The sequence below is a fragment of the Hydrogenibacillus schlegelii genome (assembly GCF_001653195.1).
GTDB classification, from domain to species: domain Bacteria; phylum Bacillota; class Bacilli; order Thermicanales; family DSM-22653; genus Hydrogenibacillus; species Hydrogenibacillus schlegelii.
Genome location: NZ_JXBB01000001.1, coordinates 172,149 through 189,729, shown reverse-complemented (window position 1 = coordinate 189,729; position 17,581 = coordinate 172,149). Strand labels below are relative to the sequence as shown.

At 63.9% G+C, this 17,581-nt stretch carries 14 protein-coding genes and 2 pseudogenes; 14 read left to right on the top strand and 2 right to left on the bottom strand.

Features of this window, described 5'->3' with window-relative positions; translation table 11 throughout:
- The first annotated feature begins 52 nt into the window (after positions 1-52).
- The 8 genes and pseudogenes from thiO (at position 53) to SA87_RS00840 (ending at position 9,128) form a co-directional block, all read left to right on the top strand.
- Positions 53-1,258 (top strand): glycine oxidase ThiO, encoded by a 1,206-nt coding sequence (gene thiO / locus SA87_RS00870; RefSeq protein ID WP_169793319.1) that lies wholly within the window; start codon positions 53-55, stop codon positions 1,256-1,258.
- 72 nt (positions 1,259-1,330) lie between these two features.
- On the top strand, positions 1,331-1,624 hold the full coding sequence (gene gatC / locus SA87_RS00865) for an Asp-tRNA(Asn)/Glu-tRNA(Gln) amidotransferase subunit GatC (RefSeq protein ID WP_066197675.1): 294 nt from the start codon (positions 1,331-1,333) through the stop codon (positions 1,622-1,624).
- A 63-nt stretch (positions 1,625-1,687) separates the two neighbouring features.
- On the top strand, positions 1,688-3,142 hold the full coding sequence (gene gatA, locus SA87_RS00860) for an Asp-tRNA(Asn)/Glu-tRNA(Gln) amidotransferase subunit GatA (protein WP_066197672.1): 1,455 nt from the start codon (positions 1,688-1,690) through the stop codon (positions 3,140-3,142).
- 17 nt (positions 3,143-3,159) lie between these two features.
- Complete coding sequence (gene gatB, locus SA87_RS00855; RefSeq protein WP_066197669.1) at positions 3,160-4,593, top strand: Asp-tRNA(Asn)/Glu-tRNA(Gln) amidotransferase subunit GatB; 1,434 nt, start codon at positions 3,160-3,162, stop codon at positions 4,591-4,593.
- Between the two features lie 135 nt (positions 4,594-4,728).
- A pseudogene (locus SA87_RS14310) lies at positions 4,729-4,935 on the top strand (EamA family transporter); the annotation flags it as partial.
- Between the two features lie 216 nt (positions 4,936-5,151).
- Positions 5,152-5,616: pseudogene (locus tag SA87_RS00850) on the top strand (IS607 family transposase); the annotation flags it as partial.
- Between the two features lie 28 nt (positions 5,617-5,644).
- Positions 5,645-7,039: a hypothetical protein gene (locus SA87_RS00845; RefSeq protein ID WP_211264130.1), complete on the top strand. Its 1,395-nt coding sequence runs from the start codon at positions 5,645-5,647 to the stop codon at positions 7,037-7,039.
- Positions 7,040-7,538: 499 nt separating this feature from the next.
- Entirely contained in the window at positions 7,539-9,128 is a 1,590-nt protein-coding gene (locus SA87_RS00840) for a hypothetical protein (protein ID WP_066197661.1), read from the top strand.
- Between the two features lie 109 nt (positions 9,129-9,237).
- On the opposite strand, the gene SA87_RS00835 is transcribed toward SA87_RS00840, so the two are convergent.
- Positions 9,238-9,825, bottom strand: a complete 588-nt coding sequence (locus tag SA87_RS00835) for an ECF transporter S component (RefSeq protein ID WP_066197658.1) — start codon at positions 9,823-9,825, stop codon at positions 9,238-9,240.
- 309 nt (positions 9,826-10,134) lie between these two features.
- Here SA87_RS00835 and SA87_RS00830 point away from each other — a divergent pair, with 309 nt between their 5' ends.
- Complete coding sequence (locus tag SA87_RS00830) at positions 10,135-12,162, top strand: acetoacetate--CoA ligase (RefSeq protein WP_066197655.1); 2,028 nt, start codon at positions 10,135-10,137, stop codon at positions 12,160-12,162.
- Positions 12,163-12,234: 72 nt separating this feature from the next.
- On the opposite strand, the gene nikR is transcribed toward SA87_RS00830, so the two are convergent.
- A complete protein-coding gene (gene nikR / locus SA87_RS00825) occupies positions 12,235-12,714 on the bottom strand; it encodes a nickel-responsive transcriptional regulator NikR (RefSeq protein WP_066197650.1) in 480 nt (159 codons plus the stop codon).
- Between the two features lie 298 nt (positions 12,715-13,012).
- Between nikR and tatA the strand changes: the two genes are divergently transcribed.
- From tatA to SA87_RS00800, 5 genes are all read left to right on the top strand, one after another.
- The gene (gene tatA, locus SA87_RS00820) at positions 13,013-13,195 is read left to right on the top strand and encodes a twin-arginine translocase TatA/TatE family subunit (protein ID WP_066197647.1); all 183 of its coding nucleotides are present in this window, start codon (positions 13,013-13,015) and stop codon (positions 13,193-13,195) included.
- A gap of 89 nt (positions 13,196-13,284) precedes the next feature.
- Positions 13,285-14,400, top strand: coding sequence for a hydrogenase small subunit (locus SA87_RS00815; protein WP_066197644.1), 1,116 nt, complete (start codon positions 13,285-13,287; stop codon positions 14,398-14,400).
- A gap of 114 nt (positions 14,401-14,514) precedes the next feature.
- Positions 14,515-16,236, top strand: a complete 1,722-nt coding sequence (locus SA87_RS00810; RefSeq protein ID WP_066197641.1) for a nickel-dependent hydrogenase large subunit — start codon at positions 14,515-14,517, stop codon at positions 16,234-16,236.
- A 29-nt stretch (positions 16,237-16,265) separates the two neighbouring features.
- Positions 16,266-17,063 carry a Ni/Fe-hydrogenase, b-type cytochrome subunit gene (gene cybH / locus SA87_RS00805; RefSeq protein WP_082718511.1) on the top strand — a complete coding sequence of 266 codons (798 nt, stop codon included), beginning with the start codon at positions 16,266-16,268 and terminating at the stop codon, positions 17,061-17,063.
- Positions 17,053-17,580: a HyaD/HybD family hydrogenase maturation endopeptidase gene (locus SA87_RS00800; protein WP_066197638.1), complete on the top strand. Its 528-nt coding sequence runs from the start codon at positions 17,053-17,055 to the stop codon at positions 17,578-17,580. Before cybH ends, SA87_RS00800 begins: the two co-directional genes overlap by 11 nt.
- The last annotated feature ends 1 nt before the right edge of the window (position 17,581 follow it).

Below are 17,581 nucleotides of genomic sequence, written 5' to 3'. Positions count from 1 at the left end.
GGCGTCAACGTGGACAAACCCGATGAACCGTGAGAAAGGAGACAAGAGCCCGATGACGGAGGGGCACCACGGACAGACGCAGACCGGCGGGTCGGTCCCCGACGCGGCGGACGTTCTGGTCGTCGGCGGGGGAATGATCGGCCTCGCCATCGCGCGACAACTGGCGGTCCGAGGGGTTCGGGTGATCGTGGCCGAGCAGGCCGGCGTGGGATCCGGCGCCTCACAAGCGGCCGCAGGAATGCTGGCGGCGCAGGTGGAAACGGAGGAAGACGGCCCCTTTTTCGACCTGCAGGTGGCCAGCCGGAGGCTGTGGCAAAAATGGGCACACGTCCTTCCGGAAGAGACCGGCGTGGCGATCGGCTACCGGAAGACGGGCATGTACCGAATTGCCGGGACGCCGCACGAGGCGGAAATGCTGCAAAAGCGGCTCGAATGGCAAACGCAAAAAGGGCAGAGCGTCACTTGGCTGGACGCCGAGCGCCTTCGTGCGGCCGTGCCAGGGCTCGGCCCGGAGGTCTACGGCGCGCTCTACGCGCCGGAAGATCACCAGGTCGACGCCGTTCTGGCGTTAAGGGCCTTGCGCCTGTCGGCCGTTTGGCACGGGGCGCTTGTGATGGAAGGGACCCCTGTGATCTCGCTCCTAAAAGAGGGCGCGCGGATTTACGGCGTTCGCACCCCGAAGGGCGTCCTCACCGCCGATCGCGTCGTCCTCGCCGGCGGCCTTTCGGTGCCGGCGCTCCTTGAGCCGCTCGGCTTTACCTTCCCGCTGGAACCCGTCCGCGGGGTCGCCTGTGCCCTGCTGGCCGATCGGCCGTTCCTCCGCGAAACCCTTTTCGGCACGGGATGGTATCTGACGCCCAAGGCCGACGGCCGGCTGATCGTCGGCGCCACCGAGGAAGGGGGAGCCGCCGCGGCCTACGTCCCTGCCGAATCCCTCATGCGAATTCTCGAGCGGGCCATGCGGGCGGTTCCGGAGATCGGGCGTTTTCCCTTCCGATCTGCTTGGTCCGGCATCCGCACCCGGACGCCCGACGGTTTGCCGGTGATCGGCCCGGTTCCAGGCGTCGAGGGGCTGTTCGTCGCGACGGGCCACCACCGCAACGGCATCCTGCTGGCGCCTGTGACCGGCGAAACGATCGCCGAGTGGATCGTGGGCCAAAAGCCGCCGGCGGTCGCCATGGCCTTTCTGCCCGAGCGATTTCTCAAAAGCGGAAGCGATCCGACCGAACGCCGGGAACGGGACGTTCAATCCCGCTAGCGCTCAGTCTATGGTATCATAAGAGCCATGTGCGGGCGGCGGACATCGCGAAACCGCGAGGAGGGATGGTGGATGGTGGCGATTACCCGCGAGCAGGTGGAGCACGTCGCCGACCTGGCGCGCCTTTCGCTGACGCCGGAGGAGGCGGAGCGGCTCACGGAGCAGCTCAACCAGATTCTCGCCTTCGCCCATAAGCTGAACGAACTCGACACCAGCGGCGTGGAGCCGACGAGCCACGTCCTGCCGCTGGCCAACGTGATGCGCGACGACGAGGTGCGGCCGTCGATTCCGCGCGAAGAGGCGCTGAAAAACGCGCCCGACCACGCAGACGGCCTGTTCCGCGTGCCGAAGGCGATCGAAGGCTAGCCGGGCGGCAGGAAAGGCCACGCGCCCGCCGGGCGAGGCATGGGCAGCAAAGGGGGATGTGGCGTGTCGCTGTTGGACCGGCCGATTCAGGAGATCCACGACGGCCTGCGCAAAAAGGATTTTTCCGTTCGCGAACTGGTGGAAGCGTCGCTCCAGCGCATTCGCGCCGTGGACGAACAGGTCAAGGCCTTCCTCACCTTGGACGAGGAAGGGGCGTTGAAGAAAGCCAACGCGCTGGACCGGCGCCTGGCCGCCGGAGAGGCCGGGGGGCTTCTTTTCGGCATTCCGGCGGGCATCAAGGACAACATCGTCACGAAGGGCGTGCGCACCACCTGCGCGTCGAAGATCCTGGCCCACTACGAGCCGATCTACAACGCCACGGTCATGGACAAGCTCGACGCCGCCGATGCGGTGATGGTCGGCAAGACGAACATGGACGAGTTTGCCATGGGATCGTCGACGGAAAACTCCGCTTTCTTCCCCACGCGCAACCCGTGGGACCTCGAGCGCGTTCCCGGGGGTTCGAGCGGGGGATCGGCGGCGGCGGTGGCGGCCGGGGAGGTCGTCTTCGCCCTCGGCTCCGACACCGGCGGCTCCATTCGCCAGCCGGCGGCCTACTGCGGCGTCGTTGGCCTCAAACCCACGTACGGCCGCGTGTCCCGCTTTGGCCTCGTGGCCTTCGCCTCGTCCCTCGATCAGATCGGCCCCATCACGCGCACCGTGGCCGACGCCGCCTACGTGCTGCAGGCGATCGCCGGCCATGACCCCTACGACTCCACGTCGGCCGACGTCGAGGTGCCGGACTACACGGCGGCCCTCACCGGCGACGTGAAGGGGCTGAAGATCGCCGTGCCGAAGGAGTATCTCGGCGACGGCATCGACGAGGGCGTTCGCCGGCGGGTGCTGGAGGCGCTGGAGGTGTTCGCGTCGCTGGGCGCCGAATGGGAGGAGGTCTCCCTGCCGCACAGCGACTACGCCGTGGCCTGCTACTACCTGATCGCCCCGTCGGAGGCGTCGTCCAACCTGGCCCGCTATGACGGCGTGCGCTACGGCGTGCGCGCCGAGGCCGACAATCTCCTCGACATGTACAAGCAGACGCGCAGCCAGGGCTTCGGCCCGGAGGTGAAGCGCCGCATCATGCTCGGCACCTTCGCCCTCAGTTCGGGCTACTACGACGCCTACTACCTGAAGGCGCAGAAGGTGCGCACGCTGATCAAGCGGGATTTCGAGCGGCTCTTCGAACGCTACGACGTGGTGATCGGCCCGACGGCGCCGACGCCGGCCTTCAAGCTCGGCGAAAAGGTGGACGACCCGCTGACGATGTACCTCAACGACATCTGCACCATTCCGGTCAACCTGGCCGGCCTGCCGGCGATCAGCATCCCGTGCGGCTTTTCCGACGGCCTGCCGGTGGGGCTGCAGATCATCGGCAAGCCTTTCGACGAACTGACCGTGCTGCGCGCCGCGTACGCCTTTGAAGTGCACACCGACCACCACAAGGCGCGCCCGGCGCTGTGAGGGAAAGGGAACGGACGATGAACTTCGAGACGGTCATCGGGCTGGAAGTGCACGTCGAGCTGGCGACGAAGTCGAAGATCTTCTGCGGCTGTTCCACGGCCTTCGGCGCCCCGCCCAACACCAACGTCTGCCCGGTCTGCCTCGGCCATCCGGGTGTTTTGCCCGTGCTCAACCGTCAGGCGGTGGAGTACGCGATGAAAGCGGCGCTGGCCTTGAACTGCGAGATCGCCGAAGTGTGCAAATTTGACCGCAAAAACTACTTCTACCCTGACCTGCCCAAGGCGTATCAGATTTCCCAGTACGACCAGCCCTTGGCCAAAAACGGGTGGGTGGACATCGAGGTGGGCGGGCGTAAAAAGCGCGTCGGCATTGCCCGCCTGCACCTCGAGGAGGACGCCGGGAAGTCGTTCCACGCCGAGGGCGGCCACCATACCCTCGTCGACTTCAACCGCGTCGGCGTGCCGCTCATCGAGATCGTCACCGAGCCGGACCTGCGCTCGCCGGAAGAGGCGCGGATCTTTCTCGAAACGCTGCGCCTGATTCTCCTTTACACCGGTGTCTCCGACGTGAAGATGGAAGAGGGCTCGCTGCGCTGCGACGCCAACATCTCCCTGCGTCCCGTCGGCGCCGACGCCTTCGGCACGAAGACGGAGCTGAAAAACCTCAACTCCTTCCGCTTCGTCCAGAAAGGGCTGGAGTATGAGGAGAGGCGCCAGCGGGAGATTCTCACCGCCGGCGGTGTCGTGGAGCAGGAGACGCGGCGCTGGGACGAGCAGAAGGAGATCACCGTGCCCATGCGCGGGAAGGAGGAGGCCCACGACTACCGCTACTTCCCCGAGCCGGACCTCGTGCGCCTCGTCATCGACCGCGCGTGGGTGGAGCAGGTGAAGGCCGAGCTGCCGGAGCTGCCCGACGCGCGGCGCGAACGGTACATGCGCGACTACGGCCTGTCGGCGTATGACGCGGGGGTGCTGACAGCCTCGAAGGACCTGTCCGATTACTACGAGAAGGTGGTCGAGCACTGCCGGGATCCGAAGGCGGCGGCCAACTGGGTGATGGTCGAGCTCATGGGCCACGTCAACGCCCAAGGCATCGAGGTGCGCGACGTCAAGCTGTCGCCGGCCAACCTCGGCAAGCTGATCACCCTGATCCACAAGGGGACCATCAGCGGGAAGATCGCCAAAGAGATCTTCAAGGAACTCTTGGAGACGGACCGAGACCCCGAGGCGATCGTCCAGGAGAAAGGGCTGGTACAGATCGCCGATCCCGAGGCGCTGCGGCCGATCGTCCTCCAGGTGCTCGACGCCAACGCGCAGTCGGTCCTCGATTACAAGAACGGTAAAGACCGCGCCCTAGGCTTCCTCGTCGGCCAGGTGATGAAGGCGACGAAGGGGAAGGCCAATCCCGAGCTCGTCAACCGGCTCCTCCTGGAAGAGATCGCCGTACGGTGAGGGCCCGTTCGTCCAAATCAATCCCTTCACTCCCGCCGGCGCTAATGACCTTGGGGCTCGTCCAGACGACGGCCGTCTACGACTGGTCAACGCCGCGATGCTCAAGCTTCCGGCCGAGCAAACCTCGCTGGGTTTTCTCTCTGGTTTTGGCTCCTCGATCGCCTCAATATGGCGACCGCCCCCCGATCGGTGCCTTACGTCCCGGTTCCCGGTCTTTTCTTCGGCGCGCTTTTCCTCGGGGAATGGCTGACGGCGCCGCTTTGGGTCGGAAGCGCGTTGATCCTTGTCGGCGTCGGACTGGCCCACGCGGCTCTGACGGATCCACGTAACGGCTTCGCGTAAAATGGCCGGGTCCGAGTGAAGTGCCGAGAAGGACGTCATTCGGGCGGGGCGTGTAGGCCGGCAAAGGGACTGTCTTGTTCTGATCCAACCAGCAGTTGCCTCTTTTCCTAATCAATGCTATTCTTAAGCCATGAGACGTGATCCGGAAGAACACTATCCGCTCCGCAAAGCCGCCGAAATCCTGGGTGTGCACCCCATCACTTTGTATCTTCGGCCAGGCAGGCCGGAGCGGGTAACCTGGAACGCCAGAGGCAGCGCCTGGAGGAACACTGCCGGGCCAGGGGTTATGAAGTGGTCGCCGTCATCGCCGAACAGGGCTCCGGACTCAATGAAAAACGCAAAGGATTGGCCCGGCTTTTCAAAATGGCCCGCGAAGGCCAGATGGACCGGGTGGTGGTCGAATTCAAAGACCGCCTGGCCAGGTTCGGCTTTTCCTACATCGAACGCTACCTCAATGCCTTCGGCGTGAAGGTCGAAGTGGTGAACGGAGACGAAGCAAAGTCCCCGCAGGAAGAACTGGTGCAGGACATGCTCTCCATCCTCACCGTTTTTTCGGCCAAACTGTACGGCTCACGCAGCAAGGAGTTTCGCCAAAGGGTGCGGGAGGCCATGACGGATGCGGCTGAAGCCAAGAAAACCCGCCGACATGGTGACAATCCCGGGCCGGATATACCCGAATGAGACGGCAAAAGCCGAGCTCATTTCCTTCATGAGTCGATACCAGACGGCCCGGCGCACCGCCTACCAGGCGCTGAGGCGGGGAAAGAAGACGGGCGAAATCGTCAAGGACCTCTATCAAAAGTTCTTCCCCAACGCCCGCTGGTGCCAGTGGGCCGTGGAGGACGCAAAGGCCACCCTCGAGAGTCAGAAAGATCAGGTGGACATGCACGTTTCGGACCTGGAGGCCAAGATCGAAAAGGCCGCGGAGAAGCTGGAGCGTACGAAGGATAAACTCCGCCGCCGGGGCATCCAGATGCGGCTCGATCGGCTCCGGGCCAGACTCGCCTCCTGGAAAGCTTTTCAGGACCGCGGTGAAGTTCCGCCTGCCGTCTTCGGCGGCAAGAAGAACCTGCTCAAGCTTCAGCGGGGAAAGCTCTCCCGGGAGAAGTGGCGGGAACTGAGATCGAACGCTTTCTACTCCGTGGGCCAGGCCAACCAGAAGGGACTGGAAGGTCAGCACGGCAATGCGAACACCGAAATCGTCCATGATCCGCTGACCGATTCCTTCCGGCTCAACGTCTACCTTCCTCCGCTGCCGGGAAGGAACCCCGGTCGTCGAAGGGATGAGGCGGACTGGGTCACCGTGCCGCTTGAGGTCCCGGCGAGGTATAGATCCCTTCTTCAGAAACACCTGGATGCCGGCGAGGCTTACACCGTTCGGGTCGTGCGGAAAGACGACCGATTCGACTGCTTCATCTCCTTTCCCCTGAAAAGCGATCCGCTCCCTGTCCCGGACAGAAGCCAGGCTCTGGCCGGGATCGATCTGAACCCGGATGTAGTGGCCGTCACCGTGGCCTTGCCGAACGGCAACTTTAAGGTTTCCCGCTGTTTCTGGAGTCCGGATCTGGTGCATGCCTCCCATGAAAAGCGGGAGTGGATCGCCGGCAACCTGGCCGGTGAGGTGGCCGAATGGCTCGCGTCCTTAGGCGTAAGGCAGGTGGCTCTGGAGGAACTTTCCTTCGCCCAGGACCACGATACCAACAAGGTATTCAACCGCATCACCCACAACTTCGCCAAAAAGCTGCTTTTTACCCGTCTCATCGTCGCTTTAAGAAAACGCGGCATCGCCGTATTTACCGTTCCCGCGGCCTACACTTCGCTCATCGGCTTTTTCAAATACGCCGAGACTTACGGACTGAACGCCCACCAGGCGGCGGCCCTGGTCATCGCCCGCCGGGCGCTGGGGTTCAAAGAGAAGGTGCCGAAGGGCTTGCTCCAGAAGCTTCTCGGACGTTCGCCCGGGGAAGGATGGACGCACGGGAAGCTCTGGGGAAAGCTCTACGGGATGTTTAAAGCGACCCGAAAGAAAATTGCCCGTTCCTTCAACATCAAGGGTTTCACCCCTTCCGTCTGGGTCGAAACGATCTTCGTTGAATCGGGTTAAGATTTCTTTCTTAAGCCCGCCGTTCTTCCCTGCCGGGAGCGGCCCGGGTTTCCGGCAACACCAGGGGGTGGGGGCAAAGGGGCGGCGGGTAGGCGGGGTCACTCCCCCTCCCGGTATGAGCCCGATGGCGAAGCGCCTGAGGGACGGAAAACGCCGGGAAGCGGCCCGGCAGCCGTGGGTTCGAACCGGGCAGATATGGCCCTCCCCGCAGCAGAGATGCCGGGCCGGCCAGACGGCAGTGGAGGGAGCCGTCGGCAAAGGCGAAAGGCCTTTGTCTGCACAGCGAGTACCTGGTACAAAGCTAGAGTTTGTTTAGCTTTGTATAGGGAAAGTTGACCTCCGCCCGGCGGCGCTCCAAAAGGCCGGCCCATCGCCGGACGTGAGAGGAAAACGCGGCGCCAGGGCGAATCACGATGGCAGGGGAGACCCCGAAGAGGGGAGAACCTGAAGCAGAAATTGGCAGGACGAAAGGGCGATCGGCCGGACAGGAGGGATCGGGGTGCGAAAAGCGTGGCGGCCGTCCGTGAGGCGCGTCGGGGTTGCGGGGGTGCTCTGGCTGCTGTTTGCGGCGGCTTTCGGTTTGATCGGATGTCAAAAAAGTCCGGCGACCTCCGAGCGGCCGGAGGCATCTTCCGGCGAGGGGATCCGAAACGAGGCTTCGCCAAAAAGGCCGCCCGGCTCGTCCGGCGACTCAGACGGAACGACCGACCGATCGTCGGCAGCGCCCGGCGCCGTCGGGGGAAACGCGGGAGCTCCCGGCGGAAACGAGGCGGCCCGGCCGCCGGAGCGAAGCGATCACGCAGCCGGCGTTCAGGCCGTCGTCCCCGGCATCGAGCGGCTCTTCCTTCCGGGAAGGCTCCTTGCGGCGCCGGCGGCGCCGAGGGACGGCACGCTCGTTCTCGCCGTCGAGCTGGAAGGCGGCGCATCGGCGGTTGGCCTACCGGGGGTAAGGTCAGGGACCGGGGCAGCGACCGCCGCCGATGCGCCGGCCGCCCAGATGCCGGCCGACCCGGAAGAGCGGAAGGCAGCCGAGGAACCCAAGGGCGGATACGCCCTCTTTCGCTACCGGCCGTTTGCTCCGTCCGTGACGGAGGCGTTTGAGCCTCTGGCGTCGTTGTCGCTCGAACCGGCCGCCGTCCGCCCGGACGGTGGGGCGGTCGTCGCCGGCGCGCCGGTGTGCTTCGACAGGGGTCTCGCCCTCGAGAAGGCCTCGGTCGGTGCCAAGGGCGTGAGCGGGCTTTCGTGTTCCCTGGCGTTCATCGACGTCTCGACGGGCGAGCGGCGACCGCTTCTTGAAGCGGTGGCGCCGGTTTTTTCCGTCGTCTTTTCGCCGGACGGCGGTCGGGTGGCCATCGCCCACCTCGCCGGGGTCGACGTCGTCCCGATCGACGACCCGGCCGGCGCCCGACGGGTCTACCGGGCCCGCGGAGACGGCGGTGGCAGCATCGGGCCCTTTCAATACATCATCCACGTTGCGGAACTTGCGTGGCCGGTCGAGGCGGTCCTCTTCGGCCGGGAAGAGGCGAGCGTTTATGCTTCCGAGCCGAGCCGGGGAGGGATCGTTCGCTTCGACCTGAGGCAGTCGGACGGCGCCCCGCAAACCGTCCTCGACGAACCGGTCATCGAGACCGCGTGGGCCGTCGCGCCGGATGGCCGGACGGTGGTGGCGTCGGCATCGCGCGAAATCTACCTCATGGACGTCGGCCCGTCGTCGTTTTCCGTCTGGCGCGCCGAGCTTCCTGCCGACAGGGCAGCAGGGGTTCGGAAAGCGCGGCTTCCCGTGCCCATCGCTCCGGATCGGCTGCCTCTGGTAAAGACGTTTGCTCCGGACAGGACGACTCTCTGGGGCGTGAGCCTCGACGGCCGCTCCCTGCCCGAGCGGCCGCCGGCCCTCTTCCGCCTGCCGCATATCGATTCGACCGATCGCATCACCTGGTTCGCCGCCTCCGGAGAGCTCGGGGAACCCGGGACCTGGTTCGGTGGCCTCTGGGGAAGCGGCGCGGACCTCTTCCTCCACGCCCCGAGCTCCGCCGGCGACGTCTTGTATGCCCTGCGGCCGGATCGGCTCTCTGCTTTCGACGACCGCTGACGGCCGATCCGAAAGTGGACGGGAACGGGGGCCCGAATGGAGATCCGCCGGCGCCGAGGGAGACCCGCCCCGGTGGATCGTCGTGCCGGCGGTGCCGGAGAGGTGGTCGTTATCGCCTTTCCGCCGAAACTTCCGTCGCTCGCCGTTCGCGAATCCATCCGTGCAGCCGGCTGTAGAGGGCGAAGGCGACGATGCCGATGAGCCCGCCTTTGACGAGGTTGAACGGGAAAATGGCGGTCAGGATGAGCGGCAGGATGTCTTCCCGGGCGATCGGATAATGGAGAACGGCGATGTAGAGCGGAAAGAGGAAGAAATAGTTCGCCGCGGCCATGGCGACGGCGGTCAGCAGGGAACCCAGCGCAAGCCCCACCGCAAGACCGGCCGCGTCACTCCGCCGGCCGTACGCCCAGGCGGCGACGGAGACGTACACCGATCCGGCGAGAAAGTTCGCCGCTTGACCGATCGGAAGCCCCGCCTCGCCGCCCCGGATCAAGTAGTGCAAGACGTTTTTGATCCCTTCGATGCCGATCCCGGCCCCGGGGCCGTAGAGGAGGGCGGTCAAGAGGGCGGGAAGATCCCCGGCGTCGACCTTTAAAAACGGCGGAAAGGGCGGAAGCGGCACTTCGAACAGCATGAGGATGAACGAAAGCGCCCCCATCGCGGCGAGGAGCGAAAGGCGCGAAAGGCGCCGGTCCATCGGGCGTCCCCCTTTCGGCCGAGGCCGTTTCGGCGCGTGGTGGCCCCGGTCTGATTATCCGGACGATCTTCCCTTGCCCGCTATCATAGCAAAAACGGCCGCAGGGGCGCATGCGGCCTTTCCTCGATCGCCGAAATATAAAATCCCATTCAGCGCCGGAAGTCCGGCCGCGCCGCGGCGTGTCGCGGTTTTAAGACGGCGGCCGTCTAGGCCGCCAAAGTCGCCGAGCGCCGATCGATGAAAAGTCTGAATGAATAAAAGTCTCGAACGAAGAAAAGCCTTGAATTAAGGTAGACTGGAGGGACGGCGATGACCGTTCAGGAAGGGACGCTCCTTTGGACGCCGCCGACCGAGCGGGTCGAAGCGTCGACCTTGCGCCGTTATATGCGCTGGCTCAAGGAGAGCCGAGGGATGGAGTTTGACGATTATTTCGCCCTCTGGCGGTGGTCGGTCGAGGATCTGGAAGCGTTCTGGGCGTCGGTCTGGGAGTTTTTCGCCGTTCGGGCGCATCGGCCGTACCGGTCGGTCCTCTCCGCCCGGACGATGCCCGGCGCCCGGTGGTTTGAAGGCGCCGAGCTCAACTACGCGGAGCACGCCTTCCGCCACGCCCGAGAGGGGGGGCCGGCGGTCCTCGCCAAGACGGAAGGGCTCCCCCTGGAGACGCTCTCCTGGGAAGAGCTCAAATGGGCGGTCGCCCGGGCGCGGGCCGGCCTCGAGCGCCTCGGCGTCCGGCGGGGAGACCGCGTCGCGGCGGTGGCATCAAACGGCCCGGAAGCGCTCATCGCTTTTCTCGCGGCGGCCTCCCTCGGCGCCGTCTGGTCGTCGAGCTCGCCCGACTTCGGCGCCGAAGGGATCCTCGACCGCTTCGGTCAGATCGAACCGAAGGTGCTCTTTTTTGTTCCCGCCTACCGGTACGGCGGCCGGCGGCATGACCGCCGGGACATCCTCCGGGCGCTTAGACACGCCCTCCCTTCGCTGGAAGCGACGATCCTTTTGCCGGTGCGCCTCGGCGAAGCGGACGACGGCGCCTTTCCGGACGTCGCGCGGCGGGAGGCATTGGCATCCGGCGGCCCCGGCGCCGTGTTCTTGTGGGACGACTGGCTTCGTCTCGGCGGCGACGATCCGCCGCTCCGGTTCGATCCGGTGCCGTTCGACCATCCCCTCTGGATCCTGTTCAGCTCCGGGACGACGGGCCTCCCGAAGCCGATCGTCCAGAGCCACGGCGGCATCCTCCTCGAACACTTGAAGGCGCTCGCCCTTCAGCTCGACGTTCAACCCGGCGATCGGTTTTTCTGGTACACGACGACCGGCTGGATGATGTGGAATTTTCTCATCAGTGGACTTCTCGTCGGCGCGGCGGTTCTCCTCTACGACGGGTCTCCCGCCTTCCCCGACCTCGGGGCCCTCTGGCGCTTTGCCGAAGAGACCCGGATGACGGTCTTCGGCACGAGCGCGCCGTATCTCATGGCTTTGCAAAAAAGCGGTTTTGTTCCCCGGGAGCGGTTCGATCTTTCGGCGCTGAAGACGATCGGTTCGACCGGCGCGCCGCTTCCGCCGGAAGGGTTCGCCTGGGTGTACGCGGCGGTCAAGGACGACGTCTGGCTCGCGTCCGTAAGCGGCGGAACGGACGTCTGCACCGCCTTTCTGGGGGGCGTCCCGCTCCTTCCGGTTCGCGCCGGGGAGCTGCAGGGGCCGGCCCTCGGGGCGGCGGTGGCGGCCTTCGACGAGGCGGGGCGAAGCGTCGTCGGGGAAGTCGGCGAGCTCGTCCTCACGGCGCCGATGCCGTCGATGCCGGTCTTTTTCTGGCACGACCCCGACGGGACGCGCTACCGGGAAAGCTACTTCGACGTCTTCCCCGGCGTCTGGCGCCACGGCGACTGGGTGAAAATCACCGAACGGGGAAGCGCCGTCATCACCGGCCGCTCCGACGCGACGATCAACCGGCAGGGCGTCCGGATGGGAACGAGCGACTTTTACCGCGTCGTCGAAGCGCTGCCGGAAGTGGCCGACAGCCTCGTCATCGACCTCTCCCGGCCGGACGGCACACCGGAACTCGTCCTTTTCGTCGTGCCGGCGGAGGGCGCCGCGGTCGATTCGTCCCTGGAGGAGAAAATCCGGCTGGAGATCCGCCGGCGCCTTTCGCCGCGGCACGTGCCGGATCGGATCGTCGCCGCCCCCGGCGTCCCCCGGACGTTGAACGGCAAAAAGATGGAAGTGCCGGTGAAAAAACTCTTCCTCGGCGTGCCGCCGGAGCGGGCGGTCAATCCCGGGTCGATGCAAAATCCCGAAGTTCTTTCTTTTTACATCGAGACGGCGGCGGCGTGGCGCCGCAGGTGAGGCATGGGCTTGAGATGGCTCGGTGCGCGTTCCGAGCAGCGGGGCACGGACGGTTTGACGCAGGAGGAGCCGTCAGGATGACGGATCGGGCGGCCTTCCATCGCCGGTGCCCCGCTCTTCAAAGTAGGTCACCGACAATTCTGCGTAAAAAACGCCTTTCAACACTTGAATGCGCTGGTGCAGATCGCGGAGATGGGAGATCTTTCCCCGCACGGCGATGACTTCCATGCAGAGGGCGTGGTTTAGGTGGATGTGCATGGTCGCGATGATGTTTTCGTAAAAGCCATGTTGAAGCTCGGTGAGTTTCTTCGGGATCTCGCTCAAATGATGGTCATAAACCATCACAATCGTCCCGGCCACCCGTTGATCGGCGGAAAAGCGCGAAGGTTCAAGGATAGCCCGTCTGGCGAGATCCCGGAACGCTTCTGAACGGTTGGTATACCCTTGTTCCCGAATGTAGCGATCGAATTGCTCAATGAGGATGGAGGGGAAAGAAACTCCGAAGCGCACGAGTTCGTCTTTCTCGGGGGTGGGATGATCGACCTTGTCCATTTTGTGCTCCCGTAAGGGCAGTGTTTTTGGGATTGGCCCAATGATATCACTTCACAAGGACCGCGCTCAAGCGTGTCGAAGGCGGACGCGTGGGCCCGCTTCCGTGCCCTCCGTCCGCCGGCGTGCTTCATGTTATCAATGGATTCAGGTCACAAATGGATTTTCGTTGGATCGTGAATCGTGATCATGATGTTGACACAGAATGTTCGCCGGGTCGAGCGGATTGCCCTCTTGATATCGAGGCCTATTGTAGTAAAATACTTTTCGGATGATGATAAGGGGAAAGGAGGGAAGGGCGATGGGTATTCAAAACATCGGGATTCCCGGCCTTTTGTTGATCCTGTTGTTGGCGTTGATCATTTTCGGTCCGAATAAACTTCCGGAAATCGGGAGAGCGTTCGGCACGACGATCAAGGAATTCAGAAAATCTGCGCAAGAGTTGACCGAGGATCCGTTGAAAAATGAAGGGACCAAAAATTAAGCCTCCTTTAGAAAACGCATTCATGGCGGCGCCGGTCTAAGCGCTTGGAGAGAAAGCGCGATAGAACCTGGAGAAAGGAAAGGGATGCGATGGCGACGGCGGTAAAGCGCAAGACCATTTATGAAGAACTGCGCGAACAGGGCGTCACGCGCCGCGAGTTTTTGAAAATCGCGACGGCCATCACCATGGCGCTCGGCCTGAAACTCAAGATGGTGCCCACGGTCGTCCATGCGATGGAGACGCGGCCGCGCCTGCCGGTGATCTGGATGGACTTTCAAAGCTGCAGCGGTCCGACCGAATCGTTCATCCGCTCATATCAACCGAGCATGCAGAAAGTTTTGTTCGACATGATTTCGCTGGAATACAACGGGGCCTTGATGGCCGGTTCGGGAACGGCGGCGGAGGAGCACATTTTAAAAATCATGAACGAATACCCCGGGGAGTATATTTTGGCGGCGGAAGGAAGCCTTCCGCTTCTTCCGGGAGCGCTTACGATCGCCGGTCGTCCGGCGGAGGAGACGTTTCGCGAAGTGGCCGCCAAGGCGAAGGCGGTCGTGGCGATGGGAAGCTGCGCGACGTGGGGCGGCATTCCGGCGGCGAAGCCCAATCCGACGTTGGCCAGGGCGGTCACCGACTTCGTCCCGCCGGGCGTGCCGTTCATCCGCATCCCCGGTTGCCCGCCGATCGGGGAAGTGATGACGAACACCCTGGCGCACATCGTGATTTTCGGCACGCTCCCGGAAGTCGATGAACTCGCCCGGCCCAAGGCATACTACCGCCACCGGCTGCACGACAAATGCCAGCGCCGCCCGTTTTTCGACGCCGGCCTGTATGCCGAGACGTTTAACGACGAAGGCGCCCGGCAAGGCTATTGCCTGTACAAGCTGGGCTGCCGCGGCCCGACGACGTACAACGCCTGCGCGGAACTGCGCTGGAACGGGGGGTTGAGCTGGCCCATTCAGTCCGGACATCCGTGCATCGGCTGTGCGGCGCCGAATTTCTGGGACGAAGCGCCGTTTTACGCCCGCGTCGTCCAACTCCCGGGCGCGCAGACGACGATCAATCCGGAGCGCGTCGGCGCCGTGATGGCGGGCGCGCTGGCGGCCGGAATCGCCGTGCACGCGGCGGCGACGGTCATCGCCAAAGGGCGGATCGCGAAGAAGCCCGACGTCAAGGCGCTGAAGGACATCGAAATCGGGCAGTAAAGTACAATCGGGCAGTAAAGTACGTTGAAGCAAGCGGACCTCGCCGGGCGCCACCGCGCGCGGCGAGCGCAAATCGCGAATAGGATATCGGGCGGGAAAGCGAGGGGAACTTCATTGGCGGATGAGCGCGTCGTGGTCGATCCGATCACGCGGATTGAAGGACACTTGCGCATCGAAGCGGAAGTGAAGGACAAAACGATTCAAAAAGCATACAGCTCCGGCACGGCCGTAAGGGGCATCGAGCTCATCGTCAGAGACCGCGATCCGCGGGACCTGTGGGCCTATACGCAGCGCATCTGCGGCGTGTGCACCAGCGTCCACGCGCTCGCTTCGGTTCGGGCGGTGGAGGATGCTCTGGGCATCCGCATTCCGCACAACGCCCATTTGATCCGGAGCATCATGGATGCGACGGTGATCGTTCACGATCACGTCGTGCACTTCTATCACCTGCACTCGATGGATTGGGTCGATGTGCTTGCGGCGGCCGGCGCCGATCCGAACGAAGCGGCGCGCATCGCCCAGTCGTATTCGCGCTGGCCCAAATCGACGGCAGGCTACTTCAAAGACATTCAAGACAAGATCAAGAAACTGGTCGACAGCGGCCAGCTCGGCATCTTCGCCACGGGATACTGGGGGCATCCGGCGTACAAGCTGCCGCCGGAAGTCAACCTCATCATGGTCGCCCATTATCTCGAAGCGCTGGACTGGCAAAAAGAAATCGTCCGCATCCACACGATCTTCGGCGGCCGCAACCCGCACCCGAACTATGTCGTCGGCGGCGTGCCGTGGCCGATCGACCCGAACATGGACAACGCCTTAAACACCTCCCGGCTCACGGAAGTCGACCGGCAGATCGACATGGCGCTCGAGTTCGTCGAGCAGGTCTACCTGCCGGACGTGCTCACGCTCGCCAAGTATTACCGGGACTGGACTTTCGGCGGTGGACTGAAAAATTACCTGGCCTACGGCGACTTTTCCCCGACGAGCATCTACGACGTGGATTCGTACCGCTTCCCGCGAGGGGTGGTGCTCGACTTCAACTTAAACGAGGTGCACGACGTCGACCCGCGGGATTTGGCGCAGATCCAGGAGTTCGTCGATCATTCCTGGTATACCTACGACGGCAAACCGGGCGGCATCGGCAAGCACCCGTGGGAAGGGGAGACGACGATCGCTTATGAGGGGCCGAAGACGTTTGCGACGCTCAACGTCGAAGGCAAGTACAGCTGGGTGAAATCGCCGCGCTGGATGGAAAAGCCGATGGAAGTCGGGCCCCTCGCGCGCCTCATCGTCGGCTACGCGAAAAAGAACGACCGCATTCGCGAGGCCGTCGACCGGGCGCTCAAAGAAATCGGCGTGGACATCACCTGGATGCACTCCGCCATCGGACGGACGTTGGCCCGGGCCATCGACGCCTCGTTGGTCGCTCATTTTGCCCGCGAAGACATGGATCAGTTGTTCGCGAACATCCGAAGCGGCAACCTCGCTACGTTTGACAACAGCAAATGGGATCCGAAAACGTGGCCGAAGGAAGCGAAGGGCGTCGGCTGGGCTGAAGTCCCCCGTGGGGCGCTCGGCCACTGGGTGATCGTCAAAGACGGCAAGGTGGAGCGCTTCCAGGCCGTCGTGCCGACGACGTGGAACGCCTCGCCGCGCGACCACAAAGACAACGTCGGCGCCTACGAAGCTTCCCTCGTCGGTGCGCCCCTTGAAGATCCCGCGCGGCCGGTGGAGATCATCCGCATCATCCACTCCTTCGATCCGTGCATGGCGTGCGCGGTTCATCTGACGGATCTCACCGATCAGCGGCAGTACGACGTGTTCTTGGACATGTGAGCCGGAAAAAAGGAAGGGGGGAGCTGCCGATGGCGGAGCCGACCGGCGCCGGCGTTCAGGCGCTGCCGGGAAAGACCGGCAGGAAAAGAAGGCGGGACCCCATTTATCACGCCGCGGAACCGGAGACCGTGAAAGTGTACGTGTGGGAGCTTCCCGTTCGAATCTGGCACTGGGTCAACGCCCTGTCGATCTTCGTGCTTTTCGTCACCGGTATTTACATCGGCAACCCGTTCGTTCATGCGGCGGGCTCAGGCGATGCCGACGCGTTCCTCATGGGATGGGTGCGCATCGTCCATTTCGTCACGGCGTTCGTCTTTACGCTCGGGTGGGTTTTCCGCCTCTACTGGAACTTTTTCGGCAACCGCTACGCGATCGAAAATCCGTTTCGCCGCCGGTTCTGGTCGGGCATGTGGGAGACGGTAAAATATTACCTCTTCCTCCCGAACCGGAAGCCCCATTACGTGGGGCACAATCCGCTGGCCATGCTTTCTTACTGGTTGTTCGGCGTGATGTCGCTCATCGTCATCCTCACCGGCTTTTTCCTGCTCTTCGAACCGCATCTGGATACGGCCTTTGGGCGGCTGGTCTCGTGGATGTTCCTCGTCTTCGGCGACAGCTTTTCGATCCGCTCCTGGCACCACGTCTTCGCCTGGTTGATCATCCTTTTCGTGATCGTCCACGTGTACATGGCCGTGCGTGACGACCTCGTGGAGCGTTCGGGGACGATTTCCTCCATGATTACCGGCTACAAGACGGCAAAGCGCGCGCACCTCATCGAAGCGGACGAGGACGCCGCCGGCGAAAGGAAGACGCTGGATGTCGGATGACCGCGCTGTCCGTCCGCCGGGTCGTCCGCCGCGCATCACGATTCTGGGCTTGGGCAATACGCTGTTTTCGGATGAAGGGGTGGGGGTGCACGCCCTCCCCCTCCTCCGAGAGGCGCTCCTGGGCACGCCCGGCATCGAGTTCATCGACGGCGGCACCGACGGGATCCGGCTCCTCGTCCCGGTTGAAGCGGCGGAGGCGCTCCTCGTCGTCGACGCCGTGGACGCGAAGCGGCCCCCGGGGACGGTGCTCGTGCTGGACGCCGAAGACATCCCGGCGGTGATGACGCCGAAGCTCTCCGTGCATCAGGTGACGTTTTCGGAAATCTTGTTCCTCACGAAGCTGCGCGGGACGACGCCCCGGCGACTCAAGATGATCGGCGTCCAGCCTGAGTCGCTGGAGCTGGGGCTTACGCTTTCGGACGTCGTCCGCGCGCGCCTCGGCGACGTCGTCGCCTTGGCCAAGCGGATCGTCGACGAATGGATGAACGAATATGAATCGACGCGAATTCTGGCATGAG